This window comes from Pseudomonas rhizozeae, from assembly GCF_031583775.1.
Classification (GTDB): domain Bacteria; phylum Pseudomonadota; class Gammaproteobacteria; order Pseudomonadales; family Pseudomonadaceae; genus Aquipseudomonas.
Genome location: NZ_JAVLSB010000037.1, coordinates 175034 through 192045, shown reverse-complemented (window position 1 = coordinate 192045; position 17012 = coordinate 175034). Strand labels below are relative to the sequence as shown.

General features: G+C 61.5%; 9 protein-coding genes. 6 read left to right on the top strand and 3 right to left on the bottom strand.

Annotated features, from left to right (window positions below; all coding sequences use genetic code 11):
- Positions 1 to 3: 3 nt before the first annotated feature.
- The 6 genes from dusB (at position 4) to RG836_RS12385 (ending at position 8005) form a co-directional block, all read left to right on the top strand.
- Positions 4 to 1014, top strand: a complete 1011-nt coding sequence (gene dusB / locus RG836_RS12410; protein WP_310845754.1) for a tRNA dihydrouridine synthase DusB — start codon at positions 4 to 6, stop codon at positions 1012 to 1014.
- The gene (gene fis, locus RG836_RS12405; protein WP_007921650.1) at positions 1011 to 1331 is read left to right on the top strand and encodes a DNA-binding transcriptional regulator Fis; all 321 of its coding nucleotides are present in this window, start codon (positions 1011 to 1013) and stop codon (positions 1329 to 1331) included. The genes dusB and fis overlap by 4 nt, the downstream gene beginning before the upstream one ends.
- 82 nt (positions 1332 to 1413) lie before the next feature.
- Positions 1414 to 3021: a bifunctional phosphoribosylaminoimidazolecarboxamide formyltransferase/IMP cyclohydrolase gene (gene purH / locus RG836_RS12400; protein ID WP_310845752.1), complete on the top strand. Its 1608-nt coding sequence runs from the start codon at positions 1414 to 1416 to the stop codon at positions 3019 to 3021.
- A 153-nt stretch (positions 3022 to 3174) separates the two neighbouring features.
- On the top strand, positions 3175 to 4470 hold the full coding sequence (gene purD, locus RG836_RS12395; RefSeq protein WP_310845750.1) for a phosphoribosylamine--glycine ligase: 1296 nt from the start codon (positions 3175 to 3177) through the stop codon (positions 4468 to 4470).
- Between the two features lie 97 nt (positions 4471 to 4567).
- Positions 4568 to 7345 (top strand): hybrid sensor histidine kinase/response regulator, encoded by a 2778-nt coding sequence (locus RG836_RS12390; protein WP_310845748.1) that lies wholly within the window; start codon positions 4568 to 4570, stop codon positions 7343 to 7345.
- A 63-nt stretch (positions 7346 to 7408) separates the two neighbouring features.
- Positions 7409 to 8005, top strand: a complete 597-nt coding sequence (locus RG836_RS12385) for a MarC family protein (protein ID WP_310845747.1) — start codon at positions 7409 to 7411, stop codon at positions 8003 to 8005.
- A 71-nt stretch (positions 8006 to 8076) separates the two neighbouring features.
- Here the strand turns inward: RG836_RS12385 and RG836_RS12380 are convergent, their stop codons facing one another.
- The 3 genes from RG836_RS12380 to RG836_RS12370 form a co-directional block, all read right to left on the bottom strand.
- Positions 8077 to 15096, bottom strand: coding sequence for a TcdA/TcdB pore-forming domain-containing protein (locus tag RG836_RS12380; RefSeq protein ID WP_310845746.1), 7020 nt, complete (start codon positions 15094 to 15096; stop codon positions 8077 to 8079).
- Between the two features lie 136 nt (positions 15097 to 15232).
- A complete protein-coding gene (locus RG836_RS12375) occupies positions 15233 to 15910 on the bottom strand; it encodes a hypothetical protein (RefSeq protein WP_310845745.1) in 678 nt (225 codons plus the stop codon).
- A 56-nt stretch (positions 15911 to 15966) separates the two neighbouring features.
- Positions 15967 to 16788: a hypothetical protein gene (locus tag RG836_RS12370; protein WP_310845744.1), complete on the bottom strand. Its 822-nt coding sequence runs from the start codon at positions 16786 to 16788 to the stop codon at positions 15967 to 15969.
- Positions 16789 to 17012 lie beyond the last annotated feature (224 nt).

Below are 17012 nucleotides of genomic sequence, written 5' to 3'. Positions count from 1 at the left end.
CCTATGTCGGCGGTACGCATCGGCCCTTATACAGTGCACAACGGCTTGATCCTCGCCCCTATGGCGGGTGTCACCGACCAACCCTTTCGTCAGTTGTGCAAACGTCTGGGCGCGGGGTTGGTTGTGTCGGAAATGGTCACCAGCGACATGAGTTTGTGGAACACCCGCAAATCGCGGATGCGCATGATTCACGAAGGTGATCCCGAGCCACGCTCGGTGCAGATCGCCGGCGGTGACGCGCAGATGCTGGCGGACGCAGCCCGGGCCAACGTGGAACTGGGCGCACAGATTATTGATATCAACATGGGCTGCCCGGCCAAGAAGGTCTGCAATAAGGCCGCCGGCTCCGCGCTGTTGAAGGATGAAGCACTGGTGACCGAGATCCTGCAGGCGGTGGTGGCCGCAGTGGATGTGCCGGTCACCCTGAAGATTCGCACAGGCTGGGATCGCGATAACAAGAATGGCCTGACCGTGGCGAAGATCGCCGAGCAGGCCGGGATTACGGCGCTGGCGGTGCATGGCCGGACCCGCGCCGACCTGTACACCGGCCAGGCCGAGTACGACACCATTGCCGCGATCAAGCAGGCCGTGTCTATTCCGGTCTTCGCCAACGGCGACATAGATTCGCCGGAAAAGGCCCGGCACGTCCTGGACGCGACCGGTGCCGATGGCCTGCTGATAGGCCGTGCCGCCCAGGGGCGGCCGTGGATTTTTCGTGAGATCGAGCACTACCTGTGTACCGGCGAAAAACTTCCGGCACCGGAAATGATCGAGGTGGAACGTATTCTGCTTGAGCATCTGGCTGCACTGCATGCCTTCTACGGCGATGTGATGGGCGTGCGCATTGCCCGCAAGCATGTCGGCTGGTATCTCGCAACCTTGCCGGGCGCCAAGGAGTTTCGCGCCCACTTCAATCGTTTGGAAGATACGGAAGCACAATGCGCCAACGTTCGGGGCTTTTTTGCCGAACGTTACAAGAGCCTGTCAGGGGACGGAGAAGGGGTGGCCGCATGACGATGATGACCGAGACTTTAGTGAGTGGAACAGCACCCGTGAGCGACAACGTGAATTTGAAACAGCACCTCAACACGCCGAGCGAAGAAGGCCAGACCCTTCGCGGCAGTGTCGAGAAGGCGCTGCACAATTATTTCGCCCACCTTGAGGGCGCTGCCGTCACGGATGTGTACAACCTGGTGCTCTCCGAAGTCGAGGCGCCGCTGCTCGAAAGCGTGATGAACTACGTCAAGGGTAACCAGACCAAGGCCAGTGAGCTGCTCGGACTGAACCGCGGCACCCTGCGCAAGAAACTCAAGCAGTACGACTTGCTGTAAGCAATCATTCAAACCAGAAAGGCGCCCGCGTAAAACCGGTCGCCTTTTTTGCTGACTTCCTTTGCTTTTGATGGACATTGAAATGACCGACCAGACTACCCGCCTGCCGATCCGCCGCGCCTTGATCAGCGTTTCCGACAAGACCGGGATCCTCGAATTCGCTCAGGCGCTCGAAGCCCTGGGCGTCGAGATCCTCTCCACCGGCGGAACCTTCAAGCTGCTGCGGGACAACGGCGTGGCCGCAGTGGAAGTCGCGGACTACACCGGTTTCGCAGAAATGATGGACGGTCGGGTCAAGACCCTGCACCCGAAAATCCACGGCGGCATCCTCGGCCGTCGCGGCATCGACGACGCGATCATGAACGAGCACGGCATCAAGCCGATCGACCTGGTGGCGGTCAACCTCTACCCGTTCGAAGCCACCATCAGCAAGCCAGGTTGCGACCTGCCGACCGCCATCGAGAACATCGATATCGGCGGTCCGACCATGGTGCGCTCGGCAGCCAAAAACCATAAAGACGTGGCGATCGTGGTCAATGCCAGCGACTACGCCAGTGTCCTCGAAAGCCTCCAGGCCGGCGGCCTGACCTACGCTCAGCGTTTCGACCTGATGCTGAAAGCGTTCGAACACACCGCCGCCTATGACGGCATGATCGCCAACTACATGGGCACCGTTAACCAGACCGCGGACACCCTCAGCACTGAAGGCCGCAGCGAATTCCCGCGCACCTTCAACAGCCAGTTCATCAAGGCCCAGGAAATGCGCTACGGTGAGAACCCGCACCAGAGCGCGGCGTTCTACGTGGAAGCCAAACCGGCCGAAGTCGGTATCGCCACCGCGACCCAACTGCAAGGCAAGGAACTCTCGTACAACAACGTGGCCGACACCGACGCCGCGCTGGAATGCGTGAAGAGCTTCGTCAAACCGGCCTGCGTGATCGTCAAGCACGCCAACCCATGCGGCGTGGCGGTCAGCCCTGATGCCGAAGGTGGTATCCGCCAGGCTTACGAACTGGCGTATGCCACCGACACCGAGTCGGCATTTGGCGGCATCATCGCCTTCAACCGCGAACTGGATGCCGAGACGGCCAAGGCTATCGTCGACCGTCAGTTCGTCGAAGTGATCATCGCCCCGAGCGTCAGCGAAGAGGCACGCACCATCGTCGCCGCCAAGGCCAACGTGCGCTTGCTGGCGTGCGGCCAGTGGGACGCCAACCGCGCGCCGGCCTGGGACTACAAGCGCGTCAATGGCGGCTTGCTGGTGCAGAGCCGCGATGTCGGCATGATCGGCAGCGAAGACCTGAAAGTGGTAACCAAACGCGCACCGACCGAACAGGAAATCCACGACCTGATCTTCGCCTGGAAAGTGGCCAAGTACGTCAAGTCCAACGCCATCGTTTACGCCAAGAACCGCCAGACCATCGGTGTCGGCGCCGGCCAGATGAGCCGCGTCAACTCGGCGCGCATCGCCGCGATCAAGGCTGAACACGCCGGCCTGCAAGTGCAGGGCTCGGTCATGGCTTCGGACGCGTTCTTCCCGTTCCGCGACGGCCTGGACAACGCGGCCAAGGCTGGCGTGACCGCTGTGATCCAGCCGGGCGGCTCGATGCGCGATGCGGAAGTGATTGCTGCGGCTGACGAGGCCGGCATCGCCATGGTCTTCACCGGCATGCGCCATTTCCGTCACTAAACGCGATCGTCATGTGGGAGCGAGCCTGCTCGCGAAGCGGGCGTCACATTCAATGATGATGTGACCGAACATCCGCCTTCGCGAGCAGGCTCGCTCCTACAGAAAAGCACACCACTGTGCTCACCAGAATTAGCGTCATCCGAGGTTTTTGAAATGAATGTGTTGATCATTGGCAGCGGCGGTCGTGAACATGCCCTGGCGTGGAAAGTCGCTCAGGACCCGCGTGTGCAGAAGGTGTTCGTGGCACCGGGCAACGCTGGCACTGCGATTGAAGCCAAGTGCGAGAACGTCGCCATCGACGTGCTGGCCCTGGAGCAATTGGCCGACTTCGCCGAAAAAAACGTCTCTTTGACCATTGTCGGCCCGGAAGTGCCGCTGGTGGCGGGCGTGGTCGATCTGTTCCGCAGCCGTGGCCTCGATTGCTTCGGGCCCACCGCCGGCGCCGCGCAACTGGAAGGTTCGAAAGCCTTCACCAAGGATTTCCTCGCCCGTCACAAGATCCCGACGGCCGATTACCAGAACTTCACCGAAATCGAGCCGGCCCTGGCGTACCTGCGTGAAAAAGGTGCACCGATCGTGATCAAGGCCGACGGCCTCGCGGCGGGCAAAGGCGTGATCGTCGCCATGACCCTGGCCGAAGCCGAAGACGCCGTGCGCGACATGCTCGCCGGCAACGCTTTCGGTGACGCCGGTTCCCGCGTGGTGATCGAAGAGTTCCTTGATGGCGAAGAAGCCAGTTTCATCGTCATGGTCGACGGCAAGAATGTCCTGCCGATGGCCACCAGCCAGGACCATAAACGCGTCGGCGACGGCGACACCGGCCCGAACACCGGCGGCATGGGCGCTTACTCGCCAGCCCCGGTGGTCACGGCACAGGTGCATCAGCGGGTCATGGACCTGGTGATCTGGCCGACCGTGCGCGGCATGGCCGAGGAAGGCAACGTCTATACCGGTTTCCTCTACGCCGGGCTGATGATCGACAAATCCGGTAACCCAAAAGTCATCGAGTTCAACTGCCGTTTCGGCGACCCTGAGACCCAACCGGTGATGCTGCGTCTGCAGTCGAGCCTGGTGCTGCTGGTCGAAGCGGCCCTGGCGCAAGCCCTGGACAAGGTCGAAGCGCAATGGGACCCGCGTCCGAGCGTCGGCATCGTGTTGGCCGCCGGTGGTTATCCGGGCGACTACGCCAAAGGCGTGGCGATCAACGGTCTCGATGCTGCTGCAGGCCTGGAAGGCAAGGTGTTCCATGCCGGTACGGCGTTGAAAGACGGGCAAGTGGTGACGGCCGGTGGTCGGGTGCTGTGTGCCACCGCCATGGGCGCCAGCGTCGATGCCGCGCAGCAGCAAGCGTACAAGCTGGCGGCCAGGATCGATTGGGAAGGCAGCTTCTACCGCACGGACATTGGCTACCGCGCCATTGCCCGCGAGCGCGGTGAAAGCCCGCAATAAGCAGGCAATCGGCAAGGCAGGGGCGCAGGCCCTTGCCGGACTGTTCCGGGGCCGCGCATAGTTAACACCTGGCATCAACCTACGAAGGGATTTCGCCGTGCGCTGGCTCAGGATTGCCATCAGCCTTACCGTCACTTTGCTGACCTTGCTCTGCATGCTCCCGGCCCAGGCCGCGCCTGGCAGCGGCTGGTCGGTACTGCTCGACGAACAAGGCAGCCTGCAACTGAGCGACATTCGTTCCGCCCGCTATACCAACCAATTCAGCCCCATCGACCTCGAAAAACTTACTGCCGCCAACCCTGAAGGCGCGCTGTGGCTGCGCTTCAAACTGGCCCCCGGCAAACACGAGCAATTGCTGCGCGTGTTCGCCCCGGACCTGTCGCGCCTCAGTCTCTACGTGCTGGACGGCGACACACTGATCGAGCACCGCAACACTGGCACACAACAGCCCCAGGCCGAGCGCCCGCTGCCCAGCAGTGACTTCATGCTGCCGCTGCCGCAAAGCGACAAGACCCTCGATGTGTACGTGCGCCTGGTTTCCGACCATCAATTGCGCCCCTACATCACCCTGCAACCGGCGGTACAAACCGCCGCCAACCAGACCCAGACGCTGGTCTACGGCCTGCTGTTCGGCTGCCTCGCGATGCTGATCCTGCATAACCTGGTGCGCTACGCCTACACCCGCTCACGCAGCAGTGTGTGGCTGGCAATCTGCGAAGGGCTGTTGATGCTCAGCCTGCTGCTATTGCTGAACCTGGCCGGGCCCTGGTTACCGGACTGGCACGCGGTGCAAACGCCGGGGGCCTATCTGGCGCTGCTGATGACCGCCCCTTGCGGGTTGATGTTCGCCTACCGGTTCTTCGCCCCCCTCGGCCCGCACCCGCTGAACAGGCTGCTGCTGGTCAACATCGTGCTCATCACCGTTTGCGGGCTGTTGCTGTTGTTCGTCAACACCCTGCCGCTGAACCTGATCACTTACGGCCTGGTCGCCCTCGCGGGCCTGAGCATGTTGTTTGTCAGCGCCTGCCACTGGCAACAAGGCTACCGTCCGGCGCGGCTGTTCGTTGCGGCGATGCTGGTGTTCAACCTCGGTACCCTGATCATCCTGCCCGCCCTGCTCGGCCTGACCATGGTGGCGCCGCAAGGCCTGATCATCACGTTGCTGGTGTTTATCTGCATCAGCGGCCTGCTGATGAGCATTGCCCTCGGCGAGCGCCAGCGCAGCATCACCGAAGACCGCTTCAGCGTTAGCCGCGACCTGGCCGCCAGCAATGCGGAAATCAACGCCAAGGCCGAGTTCCTGGCCAAGATCAGCCACGAGATCCGCACCCCGATGAACGGCGTGCTGGGCATGACCGAACTGCTGCTCGGCACGCCGCTGTCGGTCAAGCAGCGCGACTATGTGCAAACCATCCACAGCGCCGGCAATGAACTGCTGACGCTGATCAACGAGATCCTCGACATCTCGCGCCTGGAGTCCGGGCAGATCGAACTGGACGACGTGCAGTTCGACCTCAACGCGTTGATCGAGGATTGCCTGAGTATCTACCGCGCCAAGGCCGAGCAGCAGAACGTCGAGCTGATCAGTTTTATCCAGCCGCAAGTGCCACGCGTGATCAGCGGTGACCCGACACGCTTGCGCCAGACCCTGCTGAGCCTGCTGGAAAACGCCCTGAAGAAAACCGATGAAGGCGAGGTGCTGATTGTCGTGGCCATCGACGACCGCAACGCCGCGCCACGCTTGCGCATCGCCGTACAGGACAGCGGCGTGCCCATGGATCCGGAGGAGCGCGACGCCCTGCTGCACTCTGAACTGCACAGCAAGAACTTCCTTTCTGCCACGCCCCTGGGCGGCAACCTTGGCCTGGTCATCGCCCGGCAACTGGTGCGCTTGATGCAGGGCGAATTCGGCCTCAAGAGCGGCGCCAACCAGGGCAGCACCCTTTGGCTGACCCTGCCCCTGGACCCGGAGCGACTGGAACATCCGACTTCCGACCTCGACGGCCCGTTGCAAGGCGCGCGGGTGTTGGTGGTGGACGACAACGACACTTGTCGTAAAGTCCTGGTGCAGCAGTGCAGCGCCTGGGGCTTGAATGTCAGCGCGGTGCCCTCGGGCAAGGAAGCGCTGGCGCTGCTGCGCACCAAGGCGCACCTGCGCGACTATTTCGACGTGGTGCTGCTGGACCAGAACATGCCTGGCATGACCGGCATGCAGTTGGCGGCGAAGATCAAGGAAGACCCGAGCCTGAACAACGACATCCTGTTGATCATGCTCACTGGCATCAGCAATGCGCCGAGCAAAGTCATCGCCCGCAACAGCGGGGTCAAGCGCATCCTTGCCAAACCCGTGGCCGGCTACACCCTGAAAACCACCCTGGCCGACGAACTCACGCAGCGCAACAAAGGCCTGGCGCTGAACCAGTCCTCGGCCGCCGGCACGCCGTTATCGGTCAAGGTGCCGAGCGATTTCCGCATTCTGGTGGCTGAAGACAACAGCATTTCCACCAAGGTCATCCGGGGCATGCTCGGCAAGCTCAACCTGCAACCCGACACCGCCAGCAACGGCGAAGAAGCCTTGCAAGCGATGAAAGCCCAACGCTACGACCTGGTGCTGATGGACTGCGAAATGCCGGTGCTCGACGGTTTCTCCGCGACCCAGCAGTTGCGCGCCTGGGAAGTCGGCAACCAACGGATTCGCACGCCGGTGGTGGCGTTGACGGCGCACATCCTCACCGAGCATAAGGAACGTGCGCGCCAGGCCGGCATGGACGGACACATGGCCAAACCGGTGGAGCTGTCGCAATTGCGCGAGCTGATCGAACATTGGGTGGCCCAACGTGAGCAGCAGACCCGCAATTCGGCTCACACCCCCTAAGCCGACAACCTAACGTTGGCCTGATAGACTGCCCCTCGACTTTTCTCGCCGTGAGCCATCACCATGCTCCACGTGTTGTTCAGCGTTTACCTGAAGATGCTGGTGCTCTATAGCCCGTTCTTCGTCCTTTCCTGCTTCATCAGCCTGACGCGCGGTTATTCGCGCAAGGAACAACGACGCCTGGCCTGGAAAGTGGCATTGGCCACGCTGGTCTCCAGTGTGCTGCTGTACCTGTTCGGGCGAGTGATTTTCAGTGTGTTCGGGATCACCGTCGACGCGTTCCGCATTGGCGCTGGCAGCGTGCTGTTCATCTCGGCGCTGGGCATGGCCCAAGGCAAAGCGGTGGTGCAGACCGACAATGTGCAGCAGGACGTGACCATCGTGCCGCTGACCATCCCGCTGACGGTCGGCCCCGGCACCATCGGTGCGCTGCTGGTGATGGGCGTGAGCCAGCCGCATTGGGATGACAAGCTCACCGCGATCCTCAGCATTGCCATGGCCAGCCTGACCGTAGGCGTGGTGCTGTACTTGTCGAACAACATCGAACGACTACTCGGCGATCAGGGTTTGCAGATTGTCAGCCGTTTGATGGGCCTGTTCGTGTGCGCCCTGGCGGCGCAAATCATCTTCACCGGGGTCAGGGGTTACCTGGTGCCGTGACGGGTTGCCTTGTACAACAAAGCGCCGCCGGTTGATTAACCGGCGGCGCTTTTTTATCGGCTGTGCACGGTCTACGCCGAGGCGATGCTCGCCACCAGCGCCGCCAGCGAATGGCTGGCGGCCTCGGCCTCCAGCGCTGCCAGCAGTTGCTCGAGGCTCAGGCTGTGCCTGGCGCCAAGGACCTCAACGCTGAGGGTCAGTGAATCCGCAACCACCCGGCCGCCGGCGAGTACGTCTCGCAGAATCAGGCAGTGGCCATTGTCCGGATCGGTGAACAGCACATGCTGCTCGACCCGTTCAACCCGCCAGTCATCCTGCGCCCCCGTTTCCAGGCTCAGTGTGCCGGGACGCGGCGCCTCCCCCGCCGGACGCCCATCCAGAACCACGCATTCCAAACGCTGCCAGAGTGCCTTGGACACACGGCAACTGATTGCATCCTGACTGTCGCTCAGAATCAACCGAGTGACGCCGTCCGGAAGCACCCGCAGCAGATCATCGGGTGCGCCCTCGGATTGCAGCGTCAACACTTCGGCGTCCCGGCGTGCAAGGCTGTTCGCCAGCCAGATGTCTTTCGAAGTGCTGTAGGTCAGCCGGCTGGGCACCTCATGCAGTAACGCCACATTCTTGTTACGCACGCCCAGGATCCGCGTCTCCAGTTGTGTGTTGGATTCACCCAGCACGCGATCCAGTTCGCTGACGTACCAGTGATAGCCCTGATAGCCACCCACTTGAATGAAAGGCGCGTGTTTGAACCGATGGGTCAACGCCTGCAATGCCAGCCTGGCGGGTGCATCGTAAGCATGCTGGCTGCCGTTTTTCTTCAGCCACTGCGCCGTGACGCCGACCACCCGCGCCGGTTCGCCCCAATACATCTCGACCTCAACACCGTCAGCGGTGCGCCCGCGCAAGCCGTCCTCATGACCCCAGGCCTGGACGAACGACCATTCAGGCCAGACCTGTTGCGGTGTCGGTAACTGGCCTTGGCCGTGAAGTCGCAGATCGTTGGCAAACGCTGCCGACAGTTCTTCAGGCCCGACAAAGTCCTGGCGATAGATATGCCCGCCGGACACGTCCAGCAGCCACGCCGCCTCCTTGTCCGAGGTCAACGCCAGCAACCGCACCACTTTGCCGCCGCCCATGTCCGCCACCAGCGGCCGGCCCTCGACGTACCAGGCGCAGAGCTTTTCATTGCCCACGCCGTTGCCCAAGCCGATGATTGCCACGCTTGAGGCGTGATGCTTCGTCGCCACGGCGGCGACTTCGGTCCACCACTGGAAGTCGATGCCCAGCGGTTCCCGAATGCGCGCCAGCCAGTCCTCGGTCACGCCGGCCAGGTTCAACTGCCCCTGTTCGTCGATATCGAAATACAAGCCGTCTCGGGTCAATGCCACGTAACGGCCTTCAGTGGCAATCACGTCCATGACATTCGCTATTTCAATGCGCTCGGCCGCGCCCATTGCCTGTACACCCAGGGTTTGCCGGTAGAGGCTGCGGTTGTTTTTGTCATAGAACACAAAGGTGTTGCCATGGCTGGTGGGCGGCGTGAGCAGTAACGGGTTGACGGAACCGCCGGGGCCTTCGACCGCCGCCACGTTGGGCCGGATCAGCAGGCCATCGCGGCTGCGCACCCAAGTGCTGAGAGGTTCTTTCTGGCCCTCACTAAAACGCGTGATCGAAGCGAACGGCGCAGGCTGATAATTCACCACCGGCACGTCGCTGCGCGGTTGCAGTTTCGAGCGGCGTACCAGCAACTCGTAATCCCAGCAGAAGTTCGACCAGGCCAGGCTGGCATTGCCCAGCAAGGCGTTCTGACGCGGCGTGAGTCGCCCGGCCAGCGCCAGCAGCAGCAAGTCGTCGTCCCCCAGCAGATACGTGGCCTCGACCTCATGGCCGCTGCGTTGCGTCAGGTGTTGCACGATGCGCATCGCGCCGTGGCCAAGGTCCTGGAACAAGGAAATCCTTGAGCCCGGCACCGGGTCCATCAGTTGATAGAAGCGAGCTACCTGGCCGGTGACCACATCGACGCGCCACACCAAAGCTTGCGCCGCGGCATAGAAATACGCCCACTGACCCACCACCGCGCCGAGGCTTGCCTCAGCTCCCAACCCAGACGGCAAGTCACGACTGTAGATGAACCGGTCACGGGCCTGCTCGTAATACGCCGTGGTGTGTTGCGGCGCTTCGGGATCCCCCAGCGGCACCCGAAAGTTCTGCACGGTGGTCAGCGGACGGGCCAGGCGTTTGGCCCGGGACAGGGCGCGCAGCAAATCCCGGGTGGCTGGCGTATCGGCGTCCGGTTCGAGGGCCAGGTCATCGACCAGCAGACTGTTATCCGTCCAGTCCACGCGCAGAGTATCGTCCGCGGTCTGAATCAACAGCTCTGGCGTACCCTCGACCTCGACCACCAGCTCACCCAACCGCAGGCGTCCCGGCTCGACGACGATCCCCGCGTCACCAAGCCACAGCGCCCGCAGCGTCCACGAAGAGGCCTGCGCCGCCGCAGCCTGCATCAGATGCACCGCGCGTACGCCGGCGTCGACGGCCAGTACACAATGGCCGCCATTGCCTTCGAGTACATAGGTCAGTTTGCCGTGCAGGGCCTTGGGCAACTCCGGCACCAACAGGGCACGGGGCACCTCGTCGAGACAGACCTTGATTGTCGTCTCAACCTCCACCGGGTAGAGATTGTGCAAGATGTATTCGGTGGGGAACCGATAGAAGGTGAACCAGAATTGCCGGTTGCCGTCGGCATCATTTTCAAGGGCCAACGCAGTTTCAAAGTGCTCGCTGCGCGTGGTCGAGAACGGCAGCGCCGAGTAGTCGAAACCAAACCAGGTTTTCGCCACGCAGGGCAGCACCAGGGTCTGGAAATTCGACACGTCGCCCAGGGCGGCATGTTCGGCCAGCCCGAAGTGCCGGCGAATATTGATGGCTTTGGAGCGATCGGGATTCTGGTTCGGCACGTGCAAGACCGAGTAATCATCGGCGCCGAGAATTTCCTGGCTGCCGAACGTCAGGCGCTTGTTGCGCAAGTCGATTTCTTCAATGTGCGCATAGGGGCTGGGGTAGAAAATCCCATCCTTGACCGAATGGCTGTGCGACTCATAAGCCCGCTTCACCCGATTGAGGTATTTGCCAATCTGCTGGCCGCGTTCGAGTATGCCGTTGAACCCCTCCACCAGCGCGCTGATGCCGATCGCCAAGCCACTGAAGATCACCCCGGCGCCGCCGAAAAACGCTGCCGTTGTACTGGCCCCGGCCAACCCGGCACCGATGCCGGCGGCCGACAGTGCCAGGCCCGTGGCATCGAAGGCCAATTGCGTGCCGTACTGGGCTCGTTCGAAGTCATTGCGCGCGTTGACCAGCAAGTAGATATCAAAGCCGACCGTCGCCAGTTGCAGCACCGTGGCCACGCCATCGCGAGCGATATGACTCAAGGCGTTGACCACCACCGACGTGGTGGTCCGGGCCACCAGTGGCGCATCGCTGAGCGCCACCCGTACCAACGTGACCAATTCCACCAGATCGACCACGTTGCCATGGGCCAACTGGGCATAACTGAGGTAACCGTGCATGCGCACGGCGGTGGTCAGGGCGCGGTGTTCGCCGAAACCGTTGCGTTGTTCATAATCGTGCAACGTCAGTAACAACGCCTGGACGGTAAACGCTGCGTTCAGGGTGTGTATCGGGCTGATGTCCGTCGGGTCGACTACGCCGGGGATTGAAGGCTTGACCGAGAGTGTCTGGAAGGTCTCGGTCAGGAACGACTTGATGCGCGCCAGGGCGCCATCGGTGCTCACGAGCCGCACCGTGCGCTGCGGATCGCCGAGGTGCACCAGGCTGATGTCGTAGTGGCCACCGGGCATTTCCCGCACGCTCTCGAACACCGGCACATACTCGCGGCCCAGTTTGCCCTCGGCTTGCAAGCGCGCCGAACTGCGCTCGATTTGCGTCGCCCAGTGCCGCGCATCCAGTTCGCACAAGCCGCGACCCAGCCGGGCGTTTTCCGATAACGACCGCACGCGCAACCCGGCATGCTGCCGCCACGGTGCCAGGGCCGGACCGGAACCGATCGGGCCATGGTCGAGCAACGCCGCGACGCTGATCTTCGAGGGCAAGCTCAGGTCGGCAATGCCGGCGCCATTGAGGTCGATCACGTTAAACGTCGCATCCACCGAAGGCGCGATGCCGTACAACCGCGCCACTTGGGGATTGCCAAAGAACTGCTCCAGGCCACGGCGCAACCCCTGCATCTGCTCAAAGCCAAAGACCCCGAAATTCGGATCGTAAAAACGGTAGCTGCTCAACTCGCCGTCCATCACTTTCGCCACCAACAGCGAATGATTGTCGGTGTTGAGCATCAGGCTGCCGGTGGTTGTTCTGGCCTCCAGCATTTGCAAAATCCGATCAAGCCGGGCGGCGCCGTGGATCGCCCCGGTCTCGCGCATCGGCACCGTGCGCAACTCGCGCAACGCCCGCAGGAAGGCCTGAGCGTCCGCCGCATTCGGCTCCAGATTGGCGTTGGCCAACCGGCCGCTCAGCGCATCGACCGCCGACGGCCCTTTTTCCAGCGCGGCGGCCATGCTCAACACCAGCGGGTAACAATGCCGCGCCAGGTCGCCCTCGCGGCGAATCAACAAGCCTTGCGGCATCAGTTTCGCAGTCGAGGCCCCCGACTCGATGAAGCTTTCAAGCACCGCGGCACTGCGCGCAAAAATATCGCTGCGTAATTCCCGTTCGGCCTGCTGGCGAATTCGCCCCACATGCTCGCCCCACTGGCGCAGGGTCAGGGGCTGCGCCAGGGCCAAGGCCTTGAGCGCGCGGACGTTGTCGCCGCTGACGGGCTGTGCGGCCTGCGCCGCCGCGAAACCCTCGGCAAAGGCGCGAGGCTGTTGTTTGAGCAACGCTTGCTCGATGCCCAGATAACGTTGGTCGAGCCCCCGCTCGGCGGTGTCCCGCGCCAGCGTCAGGGTGTCTGCCCACGCCGTGGCGAAGCCTGCCTCGTCCAGGCTTTCAGCGCCGAACAAGCCGCCGAGAAACAACCGATGAGCCGGGCTCAACTGCTCTAGCGGCAACGAACCATGGGCGATGCGCGCCAGCACTTCGTTCCAGTTGCCCAGCGGCTCGGCGCCCAGCGACAGCGGCAGTTCGGCGGCCGGTTGCGCCAACGCCAACTGACGGTCATCGAAGGTGACGCGCAAGGGTCTGTCGAACCGCACGTCGCCGCTCAGCTTGTCGTTCATCGCGCGGATAAAGGGCTCGCCCAACTCATCGGCCCAGCGCTGCAGCAAGTCGGCGTGCAGCACCGTTCGGCCTTCGATGACCGGCCAGCCTTTTTCGAAGGTCAGGGTCTGCTCTTTGAGCAGCGCCGTGAAATCCCCGAGGTAATGGGTCCGGTAACGGCCGGCAGCCCATTTTTCCTGCTCCAGCTTCAGCCATTCTTCGGGGGTACCGGCGTTGACGGTCCAGCCGGAAATCTTGTCCTCTTCAGTGGCGTCGGTGAAGCCCTCGTGCAACCTCGACATTTCCCGGGCCTTTAATGCGCCGAGCGGCGACAGCTGAGCCTTGGCGTAGGTTTCGAGGCCGGTCACCGTCGCGCCGGGCCCGGTCAACGCGATGGTGCCACGGGCATCGGGGCGGATGCCGTCCATGAAATAACCGAGCAGTCCGCTGGCGACTTTGCCTTGGAAATCCGGATTGAACCGCGAATTCAGCGGCAGCTTTTCGTAGTGCTCGGCCAGGACCTCGAGGATCACCCCCAGCGTTCCCTCGGAATCAGTGAACCCTGCGCCCGCCGCCACCAGCCTGCGCTCGATCTCCAGCAAACAGTCGTAGTTGAAGCGAATCAGGTCCAGCGTCGCACGCACCGCTCCGCTGCCTGGCTGGGCGATGATGTGCGAATTCATGTCACTGCCCAGTACCCCGGCCAGGCGCATGCCATCCAGTGCGGCCCGATTGTCTTCGGGGGCGACGAACAACCGATGAACACCGGGTTTGCTGTCCGCAAACCGTTGCAAGGCGTCCCGATGCTCCGTCGGTATGTACGGTGTCCGGTCGTCATAGCGCGCCGCGTTGCGACCGGGCAGCAAGCTGTCGTCAGCATTGAGCAACAGTTGCAACACACCGATGCGCGCGCGTTCATCGAAACTGGAAATGTCGACGCCGCCGAGGTTTTTCGACAGGCCCGGCAAGTAGTCCAGATCGCTGTAGCGACCGCCCTCCAGATCCATGGCTTGCAGGCGCACCACGTCGCTGGCGGCGGCGAAGTTGCCACGCAGGGCGACTTCGCGCTCATACACGTCCCACAGCGCATCCGCCCTGAACACCTGGCGAACATCCCGCAGGCGGGTCGTTTGATCGACCATGGCGACGTGGCTGTCCAGGCACTTCTGCCGGAAGGCGATCAGCGTGTCGCGGTCCTTGCCGTAAGCGCGAACCATCAGATCGATCCGCGCGTCATCGGCTTTACCCAGCCATTGTGGCTGAGTGAGGTGGGCGAACATCTGTTGCTTGAGCACCCGCGCCCGATCTTCGATCATGCGCGCCAGTTCGCCAGGTGAGACCGCTGCGGCGCCGCCGGACTGCATCGCATGCACCCGCGCGCTCTCCAGGATCGTGCGATTCATTTCGAAGGCCAGCAACGCATCGCTGTCGTACCAGAGGTTGAACACATGCCCCTGCGGCGCCATGACCTGGCGCCAGATGTTCATGTAATCGCGCTGGATCGGCCCGAATTCGCTGCCGCCCACCCAGACAAAATGCATGATTTTCGGCACTGACGGCGCCACATCGGCCAGCAGGGCGACGGTTTTTTCACAGCGCGCCGCGTACTCCACTACCGACGCCAATAAGCGATGAAGTGCCGCGGGCGCATTGGCACCCAGCGGTTCAATCATCGACGACAACTGCTGTTTGAATAGCTGAACTGCCAGCAACTCGTCGGAGAAAGCCGATGCTTTTCTGGCTGCCAGGTCATAACGCTCCAATGCCGCCAATCCGGAATGATCCGAATACGGTGACAACTGTGCTTTAACGTCGACAATATCAATCGAGGCTGACCACCCCGAAGAGCTCAACTTGATGTCATCCATAACAGGTTACTCACAAAAATATTAAGTCACGTCAAACTGCCGCACCGGATATTCCTTCATCCAATGCGACAGATTATTTATCCGAATACGCCCTTTCGGCGTAATTAATAGACAACAGCGAAATAGCGAATAACTATTATTGGCTTTTTAATGAAGCATTAACGGGCAACAACTGAAGTTGTCGTCGCCCACCCAACAGTGAACTAACGGTATCGCGCGATTGTACGTAGTCGTCTTCTTCTATCACGACGTTGTGCTGGTAAAGGGCAATCTGATCGGCAACCAGGCGCTGACTGAAACACTGCTCTAGCGGCGCGGCGGCGATCACTTCGTCGCTGGCGAAACATATCCATAGCGAACGAATCAGCAAGCCGCGATCCACTACGGCGATGTGTAAACGCACGCCGGTTTTCCCTACAGTCAGGTGTTCCCTGAACAAGCGCATTTCGCTCGTTTCGGCGGCATACCGCGACAACGCCTGCAAGCTGCGTTGCACAGCATCGTGTACAGGCTTCAATGCGGAGCAGGCCACGATCGGCATCAGCAACTGGCTGAGGGTGAAGCCCTGCGGCAGTTCATTCGGTATGTCCACGTGGGCGTCGTCCAGCGGCAGGCCGCCGACGATGCGCATCGCCCTTTTGTACGCCTCGGCCCACAGCGCCTGGTCGGCGAAATCCGGGTGTTTGAGCGAGGCCACGGCCCGGGAATACAGCAAGGCATCCAGGGCGTCTTGTTGTTCAGTGGCGGACAGGGCATCGCTGACCAGCACGACGGCGCCGGCCACCAGCCAGGTCGAATACGTTGAAGCGTCCATGCACAAGTTCCTTGTGAAGACAGGCCGAAGGCCGGTCGCCTCCGGCCCGTGACTGATCAAGCGGCGGGGGAAAATTCCATCTCGATCAACTTCTGGCGCATGGCCGCCAGGCCTTTATTCACAAGGGCTTCAACCGGCAGATAGTCTTCTTCCTCAATGGTCATGGCGCACTGCCCTTCCCAGATTTCAACGTCGGTCGTGGCATATTCCCAGAACAGCACTTTGGTGCTTGGCACACGGCAGCTGTACTGGATGGCCGCAACGGCCAGAGTCACTTCGCCTTCGTGGTCCTGCTGGCAGGTGGTGATGGCGAAATTGCCGCCGTCGGCTTTCTGGGCATTGGCCTCGAACAGTTTCAAGGCTGCGGGATGATCCTTGAGCGCTTTCATCGTGGCCTGCGCCGCTTTGTTCAGCGCGGGGGCAACACCGACGCCGGTCGAGCCGGCGACCACGGTCTGGATGATGTCCAGGGCGATGTTGTCCATGGTGAGGGTTTTGGCCGACGCGTTATAACGGGTGTAAGGGTCTTTCCAGAACATCCAGCCGCAAGCGCGCATGGTCCGGGTGAAGGCGTGAAAGCGCTGTTCTTTCTGGGTTTCCCGGGGAAATTCCATCAACGCTTTCAGGTCGGCGTATTGAAAGCAGTTCTTGGTAATGCGCTTGTTGCGTTTGGTCATGCCGGGATCAAAACCGATGATTCCGGAATTCAGGATGGCCGCGTTCAGTGCATCTTTATCAACCGGTAGATCGCCGTTCAGCGTCATGGCTGCGGTGCGCGGCTGTATGGACGGCAGGCTTTCGCCGAGCAACTTGTTGCACTCTTCAAGATAAGCAATACGGTGTAATACGGATGTTTTGTGTTGAGTCGAGTTCGACACTTTATGAATTCCTTTCAAATTTGCGAGTGGTTCTTCATGAACCCGCCAACAAACTAACCAGCGCCCGAGCGCAATTCAAACGCAAAAGAAATTCAATTAGTGTCGATACACGCTGACATTTTTTATTAACGGCGAGCGCGCGTAAAAGTATGAACAAATGTCATATACAGGTATTTGATTAACTTGCCATAAAACAAACAAGCGGCCATCACTGGCCGCTATTA